Genomic DNA, 17,807 nt, shown 5'->3' with positions numbered 1-17,807 from the left:
TCGAAGCGACCGTGTGCGCCGTGGTCTTCGGCCGCGTCGCGCGGCGTCCAGAGGTTGTGTCGGTCCTGCTGCCGGCGAGGACGGTCGTCCTGCTGGGCATCGAGCCCGTCCACGGGGAGTCCGGCCGCGGCACCGGCCGCCGAGTAGTCGTGGACGACATCGAGGAGTTCGGCCATCCGCGCCTGCCAGGCGATGTTGACCGGCAGGTCCTCCAGCTCGGCGAGCAGCCGGCCGTAGTCCTCGCACTCCAGGAGGTGGAACAGCTCGGATCCGCTGCGCCAGATGGTCCCGGAGCTCACGCCGGCCGCCCTGATGGCGTCGGTGAGTTCGGCGGGAACCTCGCGGTGCGCGGCCTCGTACTCCTCGATCCGGTCCGCACGGACGCGGGTGTGCAGGGCGGTCCTCATGGCTGCTCCGCGGGCTCGGGATCGGTGGTGCCGACGGTGGCGCCGGTGGTGCCGACGGTCGTGTGGATGGTGGTGTCGGTGGTGTCGACGACGATGACGTGCAGGGTCCGGGGCCCGTGGACGCCCTCGACCCGGTCGAGTTCGATGTCGCTGGTCGCCGACGGGCCGGAGACGAAGGTCATCGGCCGCCGCGGGTCGAGGCGCGCGAGCGCCGCGGGGACGTCGTCGACGATCTGCTCGGCGCGGACGACGCACAGGTGGTAGTCCGGGACGAGGGTGAGCGCGCGCCTGCCCTGGCCCGGCCCGGTGTCCAGGGCGATGGTGCCGGTGACGGCGATGCCGACGGCCGCGAGCGTGACGGCGCCGTCGAGGGCGTCCAGGGCGGAGACGTCCAGGGGCTCCCGGTGCCACTCCCATTCCCCGGACGGCAGGGCGTCGTCCGGGAAGCCGGCGGGCACCGCCAGCCGCCCGGCACCGCGCGCGGTGAGGGCGGCGGCGATCGCCCCGGGCAGTCCGGCCGGTCGGGTCCGGGTGACCGTGGCGCGGTAGTCGGCGACGCGTTCGGCGAACAGGGCCACCAGGTCCTGCCCGGGGGCGGTGTGGCCGCGCCGGTAGGAGCGGGGTACGGGCAGGTCGTCCGGGCCCTCGTCGGCGGGGACGTCGGCGAGGGCGGCCCGGATGCGGGCGAGGACGGTCTCGCGGCTGGTCATTCGCTCTCCCTGTTCCTGCGCCACCAGGTGCGGAAGGACTCGGCGGGCGGTGCGGGGGTGTCGCGGGTGTCGGACCAGCCGTGCAGCGGGCCGGGCAGCCGGCCGATCCACCCGCCCCGGGCGAGGGCCCGGCCGCCGAGCGAGGCCGCCTTCTGGGCGGCGGTGAACAGCGCGGGGGAGTCGAGGACGGTGGCGGCGGCCTTCATCGCCAGGGACTCCGCCGATCGTCCCCCGGCCTCGACCACCTCGGCCCGCAGGTGGACCAGCAGCTTCGGGATGTCGATCTTCACGGGGCAGGCGTCGTAGCAGGCCCCGCAGAGCGTGGAGGCGAAGGGCAGCGACGCTGCGCTGCTGTTCTTGTCACTGCCGACGCCGACGAGCTGCGGGGTGAGGACGGCGCCGATCGGCCCGGGGTAGACCGAGCCGTAGGCGTGCCCGCCGGTGCGCTCGTACACCGGGCAGACGTTGAGGCAGGCGGAGCAGCGGATGCAGGCGAGGGCCTGGCGGCCGACGGTGTCGGCGAGGGTGTCGGTGCGGCCGTTGTCGAGCAGCACGAGGTGGAAGTCCTGCGGCCCGTCGCCCTCGGTCACCCCGGTCCAGGCGGAGGTGTAGGGGTTCATCCGTTCGCCGGTGGAGGAGCGGGGGAGCAGTTGGAGGAACACCTCCAGGTCGGCCCAGGCGGGGAGGACCTTCTCGATGCCCATGACGGTGATCAGGGTCTGCGGGAGGGTCAGGCACATCCTCCCGTTGCCTTCGGACTCGACGACCATGACGGTGCCGGTGTCGGCGACGGCGAAGTTGGCACCGGACACGGCCACCTTGGCGGTGAGGAACTTCTCCCGCAGGTGCAGCCGGGCCGCCTCGGCCAGTGCCTCGGGGTCGTCGCTGAGGCCGTCGGGTGCGGGGCGGCCCCAGTGGCCCATCTCGGCGGCGAACAGGTCGCGGATCTCGGTGCGGTTGCGGTGGATCGCAGGCACGAGGATGTGCGAGGGCCGGTCGTCGCCGAGCTGGACGATCAGTTCGGCGAGGTCGGTCTCGTACGCGGTGATGCCGGCTTCGGCCAGGTGCTCGTTGAGGCCGATCTCCTGGGTGGCCATCGACTTGACCTTGACCACCTCGCGCTCGCCGGTCGCTCGCACGAGATCGGTGACGATCCGGTTGGCTTCGGCGGCGTCGGCGGCCCAGTGCACCGTTCCGCCGGCCGCGGTGACCGTCTCCTCCAGCCGCAGCAGGTGGTGGTCGAGGTGGCGCAGGGTCCGGGTCTTGACGGCGTCGGCGGCGGCGCGCAGCTCCTCCCAGTCGTCCAGCTCGGAGGCCGCGGCGAGGCGCTTGTCGCGGATGACGGTCGTCGCCCGCTTCAGGTTGGCCCGCAGCCGGGTGTCCCCGAGGGCTTCCCGGGCGGCGTCCGGGAAGGACGGCGAGCCCAGCCACACCACGCCGCGGTCAACCGGGGTGGTCCCGGGCACCTTTCCGGTCATGGCCGTCCTCCTTCGGTCGTGGCCAGGATCTCGGCCAGGTGCATGGTCCGCACCGGGGCGGCCTGCCGGGACAGGCCGCCACCGATGTGCATCAGGCAGGAGTTGTCGACCGTGCACAGGACGTCGGCCCCGGTCTCCAGGACGGCGTCGACCTTGTCGAGGAGCATCGCGCCCGAGGTCGCGGCGTTCTTGACGGCGAAGGTGCCGCCGAAGCCGCAGCACGAGTCGGCGGCCGGGAGTTCGACCAGGTCGAGGTCCTCGACCGCGCGCAGCAGCCGCTGCGGCCGGTCGCCGAGGCGCAGCCCGCGCAGCGAGTGGCAGGTCGGATGGTAGGTGACCCGGTGCGGGAAGCGCGCACCGACGTCTGTGACGCCGAGGACGTCGGTCAGGAACTCGGTGAACTCGTGCACCCGGGGCGCCAGTTCGGCGACCTGTCGACGCAGCTCCGGGGGGCTGTACTCCTCGGCGAGGGCGGGGTGGTGCTCCCGGACCAGCCCGGCACAGGACGCGGACGGCGTGACGACCGCGTCGTACTCGCCGAAGGCGCGCGCGAACCGGGCGATCAGCGGGACGGCGTCCGTGCGGTAGCCGGTGTTGACGTGCATCTGCCCGCAGCAGGTCTGGTCCTGCGGGAACTCCACGGTGTGGCCGAGCCGTTCGAGGACGCTCACCACGGCCCGGCCGGTGCCGGGGAACAGGGTGTCGTTTAAGCAGGTGATGAACAGCGCGACGCGCATCAGGGTGCCTCCTGCGGGGTCGGGACGTCCGGTGGGAGCAGATCGCGGTCCTTCAGTTCCACCCACAGCTCGTCGGGGACCGGGTGCCGGAGCATCGCGGCGGCGTCCCGGGCCTCGCCGGCGTTGCGGGTGCCGACCAGCACGCTGACCACGGCGGGGTGCCCGAACGGGAAGCGCAGCGCAGCGCCGCGGCGCCGAGCAGGAGAGCCCGCCCTCGCTCCAGCCGCTCGCCACGCCGTCCGGATCCACCACGACCCCAGCCGTGGGCGCGTCCCGCATACCAGCCGAATCCACGAGCCAGACCTCCGTCCGGGTAGCGGTGCACGCCGGAACGGGATTCCGGCCGCTGCGTCCCAGCGTAGGGGTGGCCCCCGCCCGCGTGCTCCCAGCACCCGGGCGGAGCGTCACGGCACGATGACGAGCTTCCCGCGGGTGTGGCCGGTACGGCTGGCGTCGAAGGCCGCGCCCGTCAGTTCCAGAGGGAAGGTCCGGGCGACCTCCACCGTCAGGGCTCCGCGGTCGACCGCCGCCGCCAGCTCGGCGAGCTTCGCGCCGTCCGGGCGGACCCAGATCCAGTGGCCGCCGTGCTGCTCCACGGTCGGATCGGCGACGGAGACGTGCCTCCCGTCGTCGGTGAGCACGGCCCTCGTCGTCTCCAGCTGGCCGCCGACGAGGTCGGCCACGGCCGACACGCCGCCGGGCGCGAGCGCGCGCACGCGCTCGGCCAGCCCCTCCCCGTAGGCCACCGGTTCGGCGCCCCGCTCGCGGACGAAGGCGTGATTGCGCTCCGAGGCGGTGCCGATCACCCGGGCCCCGCGGTCGCGGCCGAGCTGGACGGCGAGGCTGCCGACTCCGCCGGCGGCGCCGTGGACCAGCAGCACGTCGCCGTGGCCGACCCCGAGCCGGTCCAGGCAGCGCAACGCGGTCAGGCCGGCCAGCGGCAGCCCGGCCGCCTGCGCCCAGTCGAGCGCGGCGGGCTTGCGCGCCACGGACGGCGCGGCGACCGCGACGTACTCGGCGAAGGTGCCGGCCTGCACCACGTCCTTGCGGGCGTAGGCCATCACCTCGTCCCCGGGCGCGAATTCGGGGGTGTCGGGGCCGGTGCGGGTGACCACACCGGCCACGTCCCAGCCGGGGACGACCGGGAACACCGTGTCCATCATGCCGTCCAGACCACCCGCCATGACCTTCCAGTCGACCGGGTTGACGGAGGCCGCCCGGACCTCGATCAGCACCTGGCCGGGGCCCACCTTGGGGTCGGGCAGCTCGCCGTACCGCAGGCGGGAGTTGTCCTTGGCGTACGCGTCGTAGGTCACCGCTCGCATGAACTGGCCTCCAGGGTGGCGATGCCGGCCCGGGGCCCACCGCCACCGGGTGGGCGGGCACCGTCGGCCACGCTATGCCGCGGGCGGACGCCCGGCACCCTCGCCCACCCGTCGGAGCGAACCGGGCGGTGACGAACGGTCCGGGGCCTCCGGGCCGCCCGGGACACCACCGTGGAGCTGCGCCTGCCCGAGCCCGCGGGCAACCCCGTCCTGACCGGCGGGGACGGCCGGGCGGTCGTGGCCGCCGCCGTCCCCGGCGACGAGCGGCGCTTCCGGGTCCGCCTCACGGCGGGCGGGGTCTACCGGCTCTCCCGCCCCGGACCGGCCGTCGGGCACTGACGGGGACACCGGGCGGTCGGGCACTGGTCCGTCCGGACGCGCTGACCCGGAGTCACGGCCCAGGCGTCGTACGGCCCAGGCGTCGCACGGCCCGGGCGTCCCGGCCCGGACCGCTACCGTCCGTCGGGCGGGGGAGGGATCGTGGCGGTGCCGGGCGCCGGTTCCGGCCAGACCAGCAGCACCGGGCAGGGCGCGTGGTCGACGACGAAACGGGTCGCGGGGTCGAGGCTGTGCGGTCCGAGGCGGGTGCGGTCGCCGTCGCGGGCGAGGACGAGCAACGCCGCGCCCTCGGTGGCCGCGACGACCTCGCGCTCGACCCGTCCGGTCCGCTCCACCCGGGCGCAGGGCCGTCCGAGCCGCTCGGCGGCGGCGTCGAGGAGTTCCCGGGCGGAGGCCGCCGCCAGGGTCTCCACCCGGGTGCCGGGGTCGCGCTCGCGGTGGCCGCGACCGAGCAGCCCGGCGAACGCGCCGTGCGCGACGCCGGGGACCTCCTGGCCGCTGACGTGGAGCAGGACGATCTCCGCCTCCCGGGGTGCGTGGGCGCGGGCGGCGTCCACGCAGGCGGGCCAGGTGCCTTCGGTGATCCAGACGACGACGGTCACGCGGTCAGCCTCCGATGATGTGCAGGGACCCCCACAGTGCCACCACGGCCGTCACCAGGGCAGCGGGCACGACGAGCAGTCCGAGCCGGGTGAACTCGCCCAGGCCGACCTCGGTTTCGTGCTCGCGCACGATGCGCCGCCACAGCAGCGTGGCCAGCGAGCCGGCGTAGGTGAGGTTGGGGCCGATGTTGACCCCGAGCAGCACCGCCAGCACCGCCCCGGCGCCGGACGGCACGGCCAGCGGGAGCAGGACGAGGGTGGCGGGCAGGTTGTTGATGACGTTCGCGAGCACCGCGGCCAGCGCCGCGGTGCCCAGCAGCGCGGGCAGCGAGGTGCCGTGGGGCACGAGGTGCCCGAGCGCGGAGGCCAGCCCGTTGTCGACCACGGCCCGGACCACGATGCCGAGCGCCAGGACGAAGGCCAGGAACGGTACGGCGGCCGAGCGCACGATCGCCACCGGGGTGGAGCGCCGCCGGACCAGGGCCCGGACGGCGAGCACCAGCGCGCCGGCCAGCGCCGTCCAGGCCGGATCGACGCCGACGATCGAGGTCAGGACGAATCCGGCGAGCGTGCAGGCGACGGTGACCAGCGCGAACAGCGGCATCTCCGACGCCTCCGCCTCGCCCGCGGCCGGGGCGCCCGCGTCCAGATCGGCGGCGAAGAACCGGCGCAGCACCACGTACTCGACGGCGATGGCCGCCAGCCACGGCAGCGCCATCAGTGCGGCGAACCGGGTGAAGCTCAGCCCGCTGGCGGCGAAGGCCAGCAGGTTGGTGAGGTTGGAGACCGGCAGCAGCAGCGAGGCGGTGTTCGACAGGTGGGTGCAGGCGTACAGGTGCGGTTTGGGGCGCGCGCCGAGCCGGGCCGCGGTGACGAACACCACCGGCGTCAGCAGCACCACGGTGGCGTCCAGGCTGAGCACCGCCGTGACCACCGAGGCGACCACGAACACCTGCACCAGCAGCCGCCGCGGACTCCCGGCCGACGTCCGGGCCATCCACGCCCCGCAGGCACGGAACAGGCCCTCGTCGTCGCACAGTTGAGCCAGCACCAGCACGGCCGCCAGGAACCCGATCACCGGCCCGAGCCGCTGCGCCTCAGCCACCGCGTGGTCCCAGGAGATCGCGCCCGTGGCGATCGCCAGCCCGGCCGCCGGGACCGCGACCACCGCCTCCGGCCAGCCCCACGGCCGTACCACCGCGCAGACGAGTACCAGCACCAGCAGGCCGACGGACAGCGCTTCCGCGGATGACGTACTCAGGGTCTTGCTCCTCGCAGGTGACGGTGACCACCCACCGATCCGGAAACACGCAGGTGAGCCGGTAGGAATGTACCGGCTGGCCGCCGCACCGCCGGTGTCGGCGCGGGGGCTCGGTGCGCGCCTCGCCCGGTGGCGGGCGGGCCGATCGCGCCATCGGCCCGGCGCCCGGTGCGTGGGATTCCGATGGCGCGGCGCGCACCCGGACCTCTGGACTTACTAGGACGTCCAACTATATGGTCGACGGCAGGTCCGCGGTGTCAGGGAAGCCGGTGTGAGTCCGGCACGGTCCCGCCACTGTGACCGGGGAGTCCGTCCTCGCAGGAGACGGCCACTGGCAGCCAGCCGGGAAGGCCTGAGGGCGTGCGGTGATCCGGGAGTCAGGATACCGGCCGCGGGTGATCCGTGTTTTCCACGAGGATGGAGACGACACGCATGACTCCGGGCTGCTCCCGTTCCGCTGCTCCTGGTGGTCCCGTGCCGATGGCTGTCGGGGCCCACCTGCCCTGACGGTCCGTCAACCACCGCATGCCGGGGCGGCGCACGACCGTGCGCCCCGCCGTCCGGCGGCGGCCTCCATTCCTCCTCTCCCGACCCGTTGAGAGAAGGAACCGATGGTCCGTGAACTGACCCACTTCATCGCCGGGAAGCGCACACCCGGGACGTCCGGTCGCTTCGGCGACGTGTACGACCCCAACACCGGCCGGGTGCAGGCCCGGGTGCCGCTCGCCGACCGCGCCGAGGTCGAGGCGGTGATCGCCGACGCCGCGCAGGCCCAGCCCGCGTGGGCGGCCTGGAACCCGCAGCGCCGGGCCCGCGTCCTGCTGCGCTTCCTGCAGCTCGTCGAGCAGGAGAAGGAGGAGCTGGCCCGGCTGCTGTCCGCCGAGCACGGCAAGACCGTCGCCGACGCCCACGGCGACCTCCAACGCGGCCTGGAGGTCGTGGAGTTCGCCGCCGGGATCCCGCACCTGCTGAAGGGCGAGTTCAGCGACAACGCCGGCACCGGCATCGACGTCTACTCGATGCGCCAGCCGCTCGGCGTCGTCGCGGGCATCACGCCGTTCAACTTCCCCGCGATGATCCCGCTGTGGAAGGCCGCGCCCGCACTGGCCTGCGGCAACGCCTTCGTCCTCAAGCCCTCCGAGCGCGACCCGTCGGTGCCGCTGCGGCTGGCCGAGCTGTTCCTGGAGGCCGGGCTGCCGCCGGGCGTGTTCAACGTGGTCAACGGCGGCAAGGAGGCCGTGGACACCCTGCTGGAGGACCCGCGGGTCGAGGCACTGGGCTTCGTCGGCTCGACCCCGATCGCCCAGTACGTCTACGCGACCGCGGCTGCGCACGGCAAGCGCGCGCAGTGCTTCGGCGGCGCCAAGAACCACATGATCGTGATGCCCGACGCGGACCTCGACCAGGCCGCCGACGCGCTGATCGGCGCCGGCTACGGCTCGGCCGGCGAGCGCTGCATGGCCATCTCCGTCGCCGTCCCGGTCGGCGAGGAGACCGCGGACGCCCTGGTGGCGAAGCTGGTCGAGCGGATCGCCGCGCTCAAGGTCGGCCGCTCGGACGACCCGGCGGCGGACTTCGGCCCGCTGGTGGGCCGCGACGCCCTGGAGCGGGTCCGCGGCTACCTGGACCTCGGGGTCGAGGAGGGCGCCGAACTCGTCGTCGACGGACGGGACTTCCGCCTGGAGGGGCACGAGGACGGCTACTTCCTCGGCGCCTCGCTGTTCGACCGGGTCACCCCGGAGATGCGGATCCACCGCGAGGAGATCTTCGGCCCGGTGCTCACCGTCGTCCGCGCCGCCGACTACGAGGAGGCGCTGCGGCTGCCCAGCGAGCACGAGTTCGGCAACGGCGTGGCCATCTACACCCGGGACGGCGACACGGCGCGGGACTTCGCCCGCCGGGTGAACACCGGCATGGTCGGCGTCAACGTGCCCATCCCGGTGCCGATCGCCTACCACACCTTCGGCGGCTGGAAGCGCTCCGGCTTCGGCGACCTCAACCAGCACGGCCCGGACTCGATCCGCTTCTACACCCGCACCCGCACCGTCACCTCGCGCTGGCCCTCCGGGGTCAAGGAGGGCGCGAGCTTCACCATGCCGACGATGGGATGAGCGCCGTGCACGATCTCACCGAGGACCAGCGCGCCATCGCGGAGACGACCCGGGCCTTCGCCGACGAGTACCTGGCACCGAACGCCGTCGAGTGGGACCAGGCCAAGCACTTCCCCGTGGACGTGCTGCGCAAGGCGGCGGACGTCGGTCTGGCCGGCGTCTACGTGCGCGAGGACGCCGGCGGTTCCGAACTCTCCCGCCTGGAGGGGGTGGTGGCCTTCGAGGCGCTGGCGACCGGCTGCCCGTCGATCGCCGGCTACCTGTCCATCCACAACATGGTCGGCTGGATGATCGACCGCTACGGCAGCACCGCGCAGCGCTCCCGCTGGCTGCCCGGCCTCTGCACGGCCGAGCACCTGGGCAGCTACTGCCTGACCGAGCCCGGCGCCGGCTCCGACGCGGCGGCGATCGCCACCCGGGCCGTCCGGGACTGCGACCACTGGGTGCTGGACGGCGTCAAGCAGTTCATCTCCGGGGCGGGCGACTCCCGGATCTACGTGGTGATGGCCCGCACCGGTGGACCGGGAGCCGACGGGGTCTCCGCGTTCGTCGTCGAGCGGGACGACCCCGGCGTCTCGTTCGGGCCGAACGAGCGGAAGATGGGCTGGAACGCCCAGCCCACCCGGCAGGTCGTGCTGGACGGTGTCCGGCTGCCCGCCGACCGTCTGCTCGGCGCCGAGGGCGAGGGCTTCCGGATCGCCATGAGCGGGCTGAACGGCGGCCGGCTCGGCATCGCGGCCTGCTCGCTCGGCGGCGCGCAGGAGGCGCTGGAGCGCGCCACCCGCTACCTGGCGGACCGTGCGGCGTTCGGCGCCCGGCTGCTGCACGCCCAGGCCCTGCAGTTCCGACTGGCCGACATGGCAACGGAGTTGGAGGCGGCCCGGGCACTGGTGTGGCGGGCGGCCGGCGCGCTGGACCGGGGCGATCCCCGGGCGCCGCAGCTGTGCGCGATGGCCAAGCGCTACGCCACCGACACCGGCTTCGACGTCGCCAACCAGGCCCTCCAGCTGCACGGCGGCTACGGCTACCTGGCCGAGTACGGCATCGAGAAGATCGTCCGCGACCTGCGGGTGCACCAGATCCTGGAAGGAACCAACGAGATCATGCGCGTCATCGTCGCCCGCGGCCTGACCGGAGCCGCGTGATGGCCGGTCACGACCTCGACGAGGTCGTCCTCCAGCGCGAGGGCCGGACCGGACTCATCGTCCTCAACCGGCCGGCGGCCCTGAACGCCCTCACCCACACCATGGTGCTGCGCATCGCGGAGGCCCTGGACACCTGGGAGCAGGACGACCGGGTCGAGTCCGTCGTCATCACGGGGGCCGGGGACCGCGCGTTCTGCGCCGGCGGCGACATCGTCGCCATCCACCGCGCCGCCACCGGCGGGGACCCGGGCGCGGTCGAGGAGTTCTGGCGCGACGAGTACCGCCTCAACGCCCGGATCGCCCGCTACTCCAAGCCCTACGTGGCCGTGATGGACGGCATCGTCATGGGTGGCGGCGTCGGCGTCTCCGCCCACGGCAGCGTGCGGATCGTCACGGAGACCACCCGCATCGCCATGCCCGAGGCCGGCATCGGCTTCGTCCCTGACGTGGGCGGCACCTACCTGCTCGCCCTGGCGCCCGGCGAGCTGGGCACCCACCTCGCCCTCACCGCCGGATCGGTGGGAGCGGCGGACGCGCTGCTCTGCGGGCTCGCCGACCACTTCCTGCCCTCCGAGCGGGTGCCGGCGCTGCTCGACGACCTTGCCGGGCTGCCCGTGCACGACGCCCTGGAGCGGCACGTCGAACCCGCGCCGACCGGTGCGCTGGAGGGGCAGCGCGCCTGGATCGACGCCTGCTACGCGGCCGGTACCGTCGAGGAGATCCTCGACCGGCTGCGGGACAGCGGTGAACCCGAGGCGAAGAAGGCCGTCGACCGGATCACCGCCAACTCCCCGACCGCGGTGAAGGCGACGCTGGCGGCCCTGCGCCGGGCCCGGGCCCTCGGCCCGCTGGAGGCGGTGCTCGACCAGGAGTACCGCACCTCGTGTGCGGCGCTCGCCACGCCGGACCTCGCCGAGGGGATCCGGGCGCAGGTGATCGACAAGGACCGCTCGCCGCGGTGGAGCCCGGCCACCCTGGGCGCCGTCGAACCCGCTGCCGTGGCCCGCTACTTCGCCCCGCGCGGCGATGGCGAACTCGGCCTCGCCGCCACCACCACATCCCTGGAGCGCTGGTGACCCACAGCATCGGATTCATCGGACTGGGCAACATGGGCGGCCCGATGGCCGCCAACCTCGTCAAGGCCGGGCACCGGGTGATCGGCTATGACCTCTCGGCCGAGGCCCGGGACCTGGCCGCGGCGCAGGGAGTGATGATCGCGGTCTCCGCCGCCGAGGCGGTCGGCGAGGCCGACGTGGTGCTGACCATGCTGCCGACCGGACGCCATGTCCTCGACTCCTACGGCGAGTTGACCGAGGCGGCCTCGGGTGCGCTGTTCATCGACTGCTCCACCATCGCCGTCGGGGACGCCCGGGTCGCCGCCGACCTTGCCCGCACGGCCGGCCACCGGGCCGTCGACGCGCCCGTGTCCGGCGGTGTGCCCGGTGCCGAGGCCGCGAGCCTCACCTTCATGGTCGGCGCGGAGGACGTCGACTTCGCCGAGGCGGAGCCGCTGCTGGCCGCGATGGGCCGCAGGGTCGTGCACTGCGGCCCCTCCGGTGCCGGGCAGGCCGCGAAGATCTGCAACAACATGATCCTCGGCGTCTCGATGATCGCGGTCAGCGAGGCCTTCGTACTCGGGGAGAGCCTCGGGCTCAGCCATCAGGCCCTGTTCGAGGTGGCCTCCACCGCCTCTGGGCAGTGCTGGGCGCTCACCTCCAACTGTCCCGTCCCCGGCCCGGTCCCGGGCAGCCCCGCCAACCGCGACTACGCCGGCGGATTCGCCGCCGCCCTGATGGCCAAGGACCTCGGACTCGCGGCCGCCGCGGCCGCCGCCTGCGACGTACCGGCCGAACTGGGCGGCAGGGCATCGGAGGTGTACGCCGCGTTCGCCGAAGGGGCGGGCGCCGGGCTGGACTTCTCCGCCATCATCACCACCCTCCGGAAGGACACCGCATGACGTTCGAGACGATCCTGGTCGAGCGCAAGGGCCGGGTGGGGCTGATCACGCTCGACCGCCCGAAGGCGCTCAACGCGCTCAACACCCAGCTGATGACCGAAGTCGTCGCCGCGGCCACGGAGTTCGACCGGGACAGGGAGATCGGCTGTCTGGTGGTCACCGGCTCGGAGAAGGCCTTCGCGGCCGGCGCCGACATCAAGGAGATGCAGTCCCTGGAGTTCGTCGACGCCTACCTCGGCGACTGGTTCGCCGCCTGGGACCGCTTCGCCGCGCTGCGCAAGCCGGTCGTCGCGGCGGTGGCCGGGTACGCGCTGGGCGGCGGCTGCGAGCTGGCGATGATGTGCGACGTCCTGCTGGCCGCGGACACCGCCAAGTTCGGGCAGCCGGAGATCAAGCTCGGTGTGATCCCCGGCATCGGCGGCTCGCAGCGGCTCACCCGGGCGGTCGGCAAGGCCAAGGCGATGGAGCTGTGCCTGACCGGCCGGATGATGGGCGCCGAGGAGGCCGAACGGGCCGGCCTGGTCTCCCGGATCGTCCCCGCCGACCAGCTGCAGACGGAGGCCCTGGCCACCGCCGAGACCATCGCGGCGATGTCCGCTCCGGCGGCGGTCATGCTCAAGGAGAGCGTCAACCGCTCGTACGAGACCACCCTCGCCGAGGGCGTCCGCTTCGAGCGCCGGCTCTTCCACGCCACCTTCGCCACGGCGGACCAGAAGGAGGGCATGGCAGCCTTCGCCGAGAAGCGCCCGCCGACGTTCGGCAACCGCTGACGTTCGGCAACCGCTGACGTTCGGCAACCGCTGACGGGCCGGCCCGGTGCGCCGCCCCCTCCACGGGGCGGCGCACCGCCGGTCAGCTCCCGGCCCGCCGGAGCAGGTAGGTGTCCATGATCCAGCCCTTGCGCTCGCGGGCCTGCTCGCGCAGCTCGCGGATCCTCGGGGCGGCCTCGGCGAGCGGGCCGGCGACGAGGATCTCGTCGGGGGTGCCGAGGTAGGCGCCGTACCGGATCTCCAACCCCTCGGGGTCGATCCCGGCGAAGGCGGCCCGGCCGTCGAGCATCACCACCACGTCGTCCACGCCCTCGGGGAAACCCTCGGCCAGACGGCGGCCGGTGGTGATCTGCACCGGGCGGCCGACCCGGGTCAGTGTGGTGCGGTGGCGGGCGGCGAGCGCCGAGACGCTGCTGATGCCCGGGACCACCTCGAAGTCGAACCCGACGGTGCCGCGGGCCAGGACGTCGTCCACGACGGCGATGACGCTGTCGTACAGGCTCGGGTCGCCCCAGACCAGGAAGGCGCCGGTCTCGTCCTCGCCGAGGTGCTCGGCGAGGAGCCGTTCGACCAGGTCGGCGCGGCGGACGCGCCAGTCGTCGACGGCGGCCGCGTACGCGGGGGTGCCGCGGTCCCGTTCCGCGTCCGGCGCCTCGACCACGCGGTGCCCGGCGCGGCCGTGCTCGGCGAGGATCCGGCGACGCAGCCGGATCAGGTCCTGCCGTTCCTCGCTCTTGTCGAGGATGAAGAAGACGTCCGTGCGGGCCAGCGCCCTGACCGCCTGCAGGGTGAGGTGGTCGGGGTCGCCCGCGCCGATACCGATGACGAAGATGTGCCGCATGGGAGGCATTCTGCCGTCCGAACCGCTGCGATCTCGTCCGGCCGGCGGGGGCGAGTCGGCGAACTACGCCGTGGTCACCGTGATGTGACGCACGATCCCTTGACCCGATCTTTTCCGTTTCGCCATGATGAGCCGTCACGTAGTGACTCCGCCCACGGGGGAAGTCCGGTTCGAATCCGGCGCTGGCCCGCAACGGTAGGCCGCCGACGCCACGTCGGCGGCGAGCCCGAGTACCCGTCGGCGGAGGTGTGTCGTCCCCTCCTCCCGTCGTGGTCTGCGGGCCGGAGCTCCGAGGGTTGCTCCGGCACGGCGCCGACGCCCTCCGGGCCCCTGCGTCCAGGCCCGGAAAGGCACCCATGCCCACGCTCCGCCGTACCCTCGGTCTGCTCGCGATACCCGCCCTGGCCCTCGCCACCGCGCTCCCCGCCGCCACCGCCGCCCACGCCGACACGACCTCGTCTTCGTCCAGGACCGTCCGTCCCGACGCCGCCGCGGCCGGCTGGCTGGCCCGCCAGCTCGTCGGCGGTGACCACTTCGAGTCCGTCTTCAACGGCACCGCCTACCCCGACCAGGGGCTGACCATCGACGCCGTGCTGGCCTTCGCCGCCTCGCACAGCTCCGACGAGGCCGCCGCCAACGCCACCGTCTGGCTGGCGAAGCCCGAGATCATCTCCGGCTACCTCGGTGACGGCACCACCGAGGCGTACGCGGGCGCGACCGCCAAGCTGCTGCTCGCCGCCGAGGTCCGCGACGCGAACCCGGCGAACTTCGGCGGCGTCGACCTGCCGGCCCGGCTGCGCTCCCTCCAGACCGCCGAGGGACGCTTCTCCGACCGCTCCCAGTGGGGCGACTACAGCAACGCCTTCGGCCAGTCACTGGCCCTGATCGCCCTGCACCGCACCCCCGGCGGCGCCCCGGCGGCAGCCGTGGACTACCTCGCGAACAGCCAGTGCGCGGACGGCGGCTTCCCCGTCGCCTTCGGCCAGGCCACCTGCGCCGGCGACCCGGACGCCACCGCCCTCGCCGCCCAGGCCCTCGCCGCCACCGGCCGCACCGCCAAGGCCAACGCGGGCCTCACCTGGCTCACCACCCACCAGAACGCCGATGGCGGCTTCGCGGCCGCCGGGGCGACCGCCTCCAACGCCAACACCACCGGCCTGGCCACCCAGGCCCTGCTCTCGGGCGGGCGCTTCGGTGCCGGCCTCAAGGGCTGGAGCCGGCTGGTCAAGCTCCAGCAGGGCTGCGCCGCCGACCCGGCGGTCCGCGGCGCGGTCGCCTACGACGCGACCGGCTTCAACGCGGGCAACGGCGCCCGGGCGACCGCGCAGGCCGTCCTCGGCCTGGGCGGTGCGCCGCTGGCCACCCTGTCCGCCGCCGGCGCGCGCCCCGACGCCCCCACCCTGGCCTGCCCGGCCCCGGCCACCCGCTGAACAGGCCCGAAACCGCGAGGAGTTCACCGATGACCGACACCCTCACCCCGGCCCGCCCGGCCCGCCCGGCCCGCCGTACGCTCGGGTCGATCGCGGCCGCGGCGGCCCTCACCGCCGGCCTGCTCGGCGCCTCCGCCGCCCAGGCCCCGCAGGCCCACGCGGCGGCATGCGACGGCACCACCGGCGTCACCGTCGTGGTCGACTTCACCGCCGTCGGCGGCGGCATCGAGACCGGCTGCGCCCCCGGGGACCCGGCCAGCGGCCTGGCCGCGCTGACCGGCGCCGGGTTCTCGTACGCCTTCCACCCGCGCTTCCCCGGCTTCGTCTGCAAGATCAACAGCCTGCCGACGACCTGCACCAACCCCACCGGCAGCGCCTACTGGTCGTACTGGCACGCCCAGCACGGCGGCCCCTGGTCGTACAGCAACCTCGGCGCGGGCAGCTACAACCCGGCGCCCGGCGACGTCGAGGGCTGGTCCTTCGGCGCCGGCGCCCAGCCGGGCATCACGGCGCCCTGACACCCCATGGCACATCGGTGCCCCAGCCCCTTCCACGAGGAGCCGGGGCGCCGGGTGCCCGGGGCTCACCGCCGGCGGCGGACGAAGCGCTCGGCCAGCACCACGGTGATGACGGCGGCAGCGGTGAACAGCAGTGTGTTGGCCACGATGCCCGCCGTGGTCAGCCACCCGGGATCATCGCCGTTCGGGAGTCGTGTCGTGGTGAACAGCTCACCGACGCCCGTCAGCAGCCCCCGGGCGAGGTAGACGCCCGCGAACGCGGCGAGCCCGACGGGCAGGGTGAGGACGATCGACGCGAGGTAGTAGCGCCCGTTCCCCGTCAGCCCGCCCAGGGCGGCCAGTACGCCGACCGAGGCCACGTAGCCGCCTGCCACCCACCTGGAGACACCCATCGGTACCACTTCCCCCTGTTCCGTGGTCCGGCGGCGGGATCCGTCGGGCCGTCGTGGTTCTGCCCTGCCGAGGGGAGGATGATCCGTGCTCGACTCCCCTGCGGAGTCGTGCGGTCAGCTGCCGTAGCGCAGCGAGACGGTGTCGCCGAGGTGGACCACCGTGGCGCGGGTCGCACCGGTGGCGGTGGCGCCGTCCAGACTGACCTTCCAGGTGGACGAACCGCTGTTGGCGGTGCCGTTGATCGCCGTGACGGTGCCGCCGCCGGTGGACGGCGTGACAGCGGTGACGCAGCCGGCCGGGGTGGCGGTGCCCGCCGCGTCGAGGACGTCGCCGAGGGTCGCGGTGCTGCCGGTCGGGGTGAGCGTGACGGTGCAGGCCTTGAGCGCCCCGGTGCCGTCGTCGACGACCAGGGCGAGCCTGGCGGCGGTGCCGGCCGTGAAGCCGGTGGTGGCGGTCCAGGTGGGCTCGCCCGCGGTGACCGGGGCGGGCGGGGTGGCGGTGAACCCGGCCCCGGCCACGGCGCGCAGGCCGTCGACGGAGGCGTAGGGGGACGGGGATGTGTCGGTGGGCAGGTACTTGAAGCCGCCGCCGGGCTTGAACTGCTGGGCGATGAGGAAGTCGAGCGGGGTCTTGCCGGTGCCGCTGGTGAAGTCGGTGCCCTGCGGGTTGATGCCGCAGGCGTTGAGGCCGGACACGGCCCAGCCGTTGGAGTCGGTGTTCACCCCGAACATGGCGTTGAAGGCCCCGGAGGAGGCCAGCTTGCCCTTGAGGAAGTTCTTGGCGACCACGATCGCCGGGTCGGTGTTGGGGACGCCCGCCGCGCACAGCGAGGCCATGGCGGCGCCGGTCATGTCGATGTCGCTGCCCTGGGCGAGCGCGGTCGGGTCGCCCGCGGCCTTGCTGTAGTTCCAGCCGCCGTCGTTGTGCTGGTTGGCGCGCACCGCGGTGACGGAGGCGTTCAGCAGGGCCTGCGGGGCGCGCTGGGTGCCGGTCTGGGTCTTGGCGCCCGCGAGGGCGAGCAGGCCGAAGACGGTGCCGTTGAAGTTGGCGGACGGACCGTAGTAGCCGGGCTCGGCGGTCTGCCAGTAGGCGACCGCGTCGGCGATCAGGTTGCGGCCGGGGCCGACGCGGGCGGGGTCGATCCCGGCGGCGTAGGAGTTGAGGATGGCGCGCTCGTAGTCCGTGACCACCGGCGAGCCGCCGGGCCAGCCGGCGACGGCGAGCTGGTTCCGGTACACCAGACGGGCGTTCTTGCTCGGGTCGCCGCCGGGGGTCACGTCCGCGGCGGCGGTGCCGGCGGCCGCCAGCGCGCTGAAGGCCCACTCGTTGGAGAGGCCTCCGCCGGTGACGTAGCTGCCGTCGGCGGCCTGGAGGGACTTCAGGTACGTGACGCCGGTGCTCTTGGAGGTGGCTATCTGCGTGGGGCTGGCCGTCGCGTGGGCGGGAACGGCGGAGAGGAGCAGGGCTCCGGCGGTCAGGGCGACGGTCGCCGCGGAGGCGGCGCGGGCCGGGGTGGTCCGGCTGGGGGTGGTCCGCTTCGGGGTGGGGAGGGGCACGGGTCAGGCTCCTTGGGGTGGCGGGCGCCGACCCTGCCCCGGAAGTCTCGGCGTCCGTTCGGGGGCGCGCGACAGCCGGAGCGGGCGCCGCCCGGATCGCGTGGGCCGGCATTCGCCGTGGTGCACGGCCGGGCGGGCATTCGGGCTCGGGACGGTTCGACCGCCACCCCATACCGCTGCGCGTCAGCCCCGGAGTCGCACCGGGTTCCCCCACTCGGCCACGGCGG

At 74.1% G+C, this 17,807-nt stretch carries 18 protein-coding genes, 1 pseudogene and 3 riboswitches; of the genes and pseudogenes, 8 read left to right on the top strand and 11 right to left on the bottom strand.

Annotated features, from left to right (window positions below):
• Positions 1 to 110: 110 nt before the first annotated feature.
• From ABT048_RS19675 to ABT048_RS19650, 6 genes and pseudogenes are all read right to left on the bottom strand, one after another.
• Positions 111 to 407 (bottom strand): annotated as a pseudogene (locus ABT048_RS19675) (L-rhamnose mutarotase); the annotation flags it as partial.
• Positions 404 to 1,117, bottom strand: coding sequence for a LutC/YkgG family protein (locus tag ABT048_RS19670; protein WP_350522685.1), 714 nt, complete (start codon positions 1,115 to 1,117; stop codon positions 404 to 406). The gene ABT048_RS19670 and the pseudogene ABT048_RS19675, both read right to left, overlap by 4 nt.
• Entirely contained in the window at positions 1,114 to 2,595 is a 1,482-nt protein-coding gene (locus ABT048_RS19665) for a LutB/LldF family L-lactate oxidation iron-sulfur protein (RefSeq protein ID WP_350522684.1), read from the bottom strand. The genes ABT048_RS19670 and ABT048_RS19665 overlap by 4 nt, the downstream gene beginning before the upstream one ends.
• On the bottom strand, positions 2,592 to 3,332 hold the full coding sequence (locus ABT048_RS19660; RefSeq protein ID WP_350522683.1) for a (Fe-S)-binding protein: 741 nt from the start codon (positions 3,330 to 3,332) through the stop codon (positions 2,592 to 2,594). The genes ABT048_RS19665 and ABT048_RS19660 overlap by 4 nt, the downstream gene beginning before the upstream one ends.
• Positions 3,332 to 3,484 carry a hypothetical protein gene (locus ABT048_RS19655; RefSeq protein ID WP_350522682.1) on the bottom strand — a complete coding sequence of 51 codons (153 nt, stop codon included), beginning with the start codon at positions 3,482 to 3,484 and terminating at the stop codon, positions 3,332 to 3,334. The genes ABT048_RS19660 and ABT048_RS19655 overlap by 1 nt, the downstream gene beginning before the upstream one ends.
• 252 nt (positions 3,485 to 3,736) lie before the next feature.
• On the bottom strand, positions 3,737 to 4,657 hold the full coding sequence (locus ABT048_RS19650; protein WP_350522681.1) for an NADP-dependent oxidoreductase: 921 nt from the start codon (positions 4,655 to 4,657) through the stop codon (positions 3,737 to 3,739).
• A 171-nt stretch (positions 4,658 to 4,828) separates the two neighbouring features.
• Here ABT048_RS19650 and ABT048_RS19645 point away from each other — a divergent pair, with 171 nt between their 5' ends.
• Complete coding sequence (locus ABT048_RS19645) at positions 4,829 to 4,996, top strand: hypothetical protein (RefSeq protein ID WP_350522680.1); 168 nt, start codon at positions 4,829 to 4,831, stop codon at positions 4,994 to 4,996.
• A 113-nt stretch (positions 4,997 to 5,109) separates the two neighbouring features.
• Here the strand turns inward: ABT048_RS19645 and ABT048_RS19640 are convergent, their stop codons facing one another.
• A complete protein-coding gene (locus ABT048_RS19640; RefSeq protein ID WP_350522679.1) occupies positions 5,110 to 5,598 on the bottom strand; it encodes a universal stress protein in 489 nt (162 codons plus the stop codon).
• Between the two features lie 4 nt (positions 5,599 to 5,602).
• The gene (locus tag ABT048_RS19635) at positions 5,603 to 6,859 is read right to left on the bottom strand and encodes an arsenic transporter (RefSeq protein ID WP_350522745.1); all 1,257 of its coding nucleotides are present in this window, start codon (positions 6,857 to 6,859) and stop codon (positions 5,603 to 5,605) included.
• Between the two features lie 224 nt (positions 6,860 to 7,083).
• Positions 7,084 to 7,267: riboswitch (cobalamin riboswitch) on the top strand.
• A gap of 203 nt (positions 7,268 to 7,470) precedes the next feature.
• Between ABT048_RS19635 and ABT048_RS19630 the strand changes: the two genes are divergently transcribed.
• From ABT048_RS19630 to ABT048_RS19610, 5 genes are read left to right on the top strand one after another with little or no spacing between them, the layout of a single operon-like run.
• A complete protein-coding gene (locus tag ABT048_RS19630) occupies positions 7,471 to 8,970 on the top strand; it encodes a CoA-acylating methylmalonate-semialdehyde dehydrogenase (protein WP_350522678.1) in 1,500 nt (499 codons plus the stop codon).
• Entirely contained in the window at positions 8,967 to 10,115 is a 1,149-nt protein-coding gene (locus ABT048_RS19625; protein ID WP_350522677.1) for an acyl-CoA dehydrogenase family protein, read from the top strand. Before ABT048_RS19630 ends, ABT048_RS19625 begins: the two co-directional genes overlap by 4 nt.
• Positions 10,115 to 11,191, top strand: a complete 1,077-nt coding sequence (locus ABT048_RS19620; protein ID WP_350522676.1) for an enoyl-CoA hydratase/isomerase family protein — start codon at positions 10,115 to 10,117, stop codon at positions 11,189 to 11,191. Before ABT048_RS19625 ends, ABT048_RS19620 begins: the two co-directional genes overlap by 1 nt.
• Positions 11,188 to 12,072 carry a 3-hydroxyisobutyrate dehydrogenase gene (mmsB, locus tag ABT048_RS19615; RefSeq protein ID WP_350522675.1) on the top strand — a complete coding sequence of 295 codons (885 nt, stop codon included), beginning with the start codon at positions 11,188 to 11,190 and terminating at the stop codon, positions 12,070 to 12,072. The genes ABT048_RS19620 and mmsB overlap by 4 nt, the downstream gene beginning before the upstream one ends.
• The gene (locus ABT048_RS19610) at positions 12,069 to 12,842 is read left to right on the top strand and encodes an enoyl-CoA hydratase (protein WP_350522674.1); all 774 of its coding nucleotides are present in this window, start codon (positions 12,069 to 12,071) and stop codon (positions 12,840 to 12,842) included. Before mmsB ends, ABT048_RS19610 begins: the two co-directional genes overlap by 4 nt.
• Positions 12,843 to 12,924: 82 nt before the next feature.
• On the opposite strand, the gene cobF is transcribed toward ABT048_RS19610, so the two are convergent.
• On the bottom strand, positions 12,925 to 13,683 hold the full coding sequence (cobF, locus tag ABT048_RS19605) for a precorrin-6A synthase (deacetylating) (protein ID WP_350522673.1): 759 nt from the start codon (positions 13,681 to 13,683) through the stop codon (positions 12,925 to 12,927).
• Between the two features lie 106 nt (positions 13,684 to 13,789).
• Positions 13,790 to 13,939: riboswitch (cobalamin riboswitch) on the top strand.
• A gap of 100 nt (positions 13,940 to 14,039) precedes the next feature.
• On the opposite strand from cobF, the gene ABT048_RS19600 reads away from it, so the two are divergent.
• Entirely contained in the window at positions 14,040 to 15,113 is a 1,074-nt protein-coding gene (locus ABT048_RS19600) for a peptidase (RefSeq protein ID WP_350522672.1), read from the top strand.
• Between the two features lie 29 nt (positions 15,114 to 15,142).
• Positions 15,143 to 15,631, top strand: coding sequence for an SCO2322-related protein (locus tag ABT048_RS19595; protein ID WP_350522671.1), 489 nt, complete (start codon positions 15,143 to 15,145; stop codon positions 15,629 to 15,631).
• 65 nt (positions 15,632 to 15,696) lie between these two features.
• Here ABT048_RS19595 and ABT048_RS19590 read toward each other — a convergent pair whose 3' ends face one another.
• Positions 15,697 to 16,023 carry a hypothetical protein gene (locus ABT048_RS19590; protein ID WP_350522670.1) on the bottom strand — a complete coding sequence of 109 codons (327 nt, stop codon included), beginning with the start codon at positions 16,021 to 16,023 and terminating at the stop codon, positions 15,697 to 15,699.
• Between the two features lie 114 nt (positions 16,024 to 16,137).
• The gene (locus ABT048_RS19585; protein WP_350522744.1) at positions 16,138 to 17,502 is read right to left on the bottom strand and encodes a prenyltransferase/squalene oxidase repeat-containing protein; all 1,365 of its coding nucleotides are present in this window, start codon (positions 17,500 to 17,502) and stop codon (positions 16,138 to 16,140) included.
• A gap of 212 nt (positions 17,503 to 17,714) precedes the next feature.
• Positions 17,715 to 17,791, bottom strand: a riboswitch (cobalamin riboswitch).
• Positions 17,792 to 17,807 lie beyond the last annotated feature (16 nt).

This window comes from Kitasatospora sp. NPDC096140, assembly GCF_040303045.1.
In the GTDB taxonomy this organism is placed as follows: Bacteria; Actinomycetota; Actinomycetes; order Streptomycetales; family Streptomycetaceae; genus Kitasatospora.
Note: the sequence above shows the minus strand (reverse complement) of the source record. Positions and strands in the feature narration are given on the sequence as shown.

Excerpts from the sequence above, each read along its gene's own strand:
- ABT048_RS19625 (WP_350522677.1), top strand. The coding sequence starts at position 8,967 with ATGAGCGCCGTGCACGATCTCACCGAGGACCAGCGCGCCATCGCGGAG.
- ABT048_RS19590 (WP_350522670.1), bottom strand. The coding sequence starts at position 16,023 with ATGGGTGTCTCCAGGTGGGTGGCAGGCGGCTACGTGGCCTCGGTCGGC.
- ABT048_RS19650 (WP_350522681.1), bottom strand. The coding sequence starts at position 4,657 with ATGCGAGCGGTGACCTACGACGCGTACGCCAAGGACAACTCCCGCCTG.
- ABT048_RS19665 (WP_350522684.1), bottom strand. The coding sequence starts at position 2,595 with ATGACCGGAAAGGTGCCCGGGACCACCCCGGTTGACCGCGGCGTGGTG.
- ABT048_RS19600 (WP_350522672.1), top strand. The coding sequence starts at position 14,040 with ATGCCCACGCTCCGCCGTACCCTCGGTCTGCTCGCGATACCCGCCCTG.
- ABT048_RS19620 (WP_350522676.1), top strand. The coding sequence starts at position 10,115 with ATGGCCGGTCACGACCTCGACGAGGTCGTCCTCCAGCGCGAGGGCCGG.
- ABT048_RS19610 (WP_350522674.1), top strand. The coding sequence starts at position 12,069 with ATGACGTTCGAGACGATCCTGGTCGAGCGCAAGGGCCGGGTGGGGCTG.
- ABT048_RS19670 (WP_350522685.1), bottom strand. The coding sequence starts at position 1,117 with ATGACCAGCCGCGAGACCGTCCTCGCCCGCATCCGGGCCGCCCTCGCC.
- ABT048_RS19660 (WP_350522683.1), bottom strand. The coding sequence starts at position 3,332 with ATGCGCGTCGCGCTGTTCATCACCTGCTTAAACGACACCCTGTTCCCC.
- ABT048_RS19630 (WP_350522678.1), top strand. The coding sequence starts at position 7,471 with ATGGTCCGTGAACTGACCCACTTCATCGCCGGGAAGCGCACACCCGGG.
- ABT048_RS19595 (WP_350522671.1), top strand. The coding sequence starts at position 15,143 with ATGACCGACACCCTCACCCCGGCCCGCCCGGCCCGCCCGGCCCGCCGT.
- cobF (WP_350522673.1), bottom strand. The coding sequence starts at position 13,683 with ATGCGGCACATCTTCGTCATCGGTATCGGCGCGGGCGACCCCGACCAC.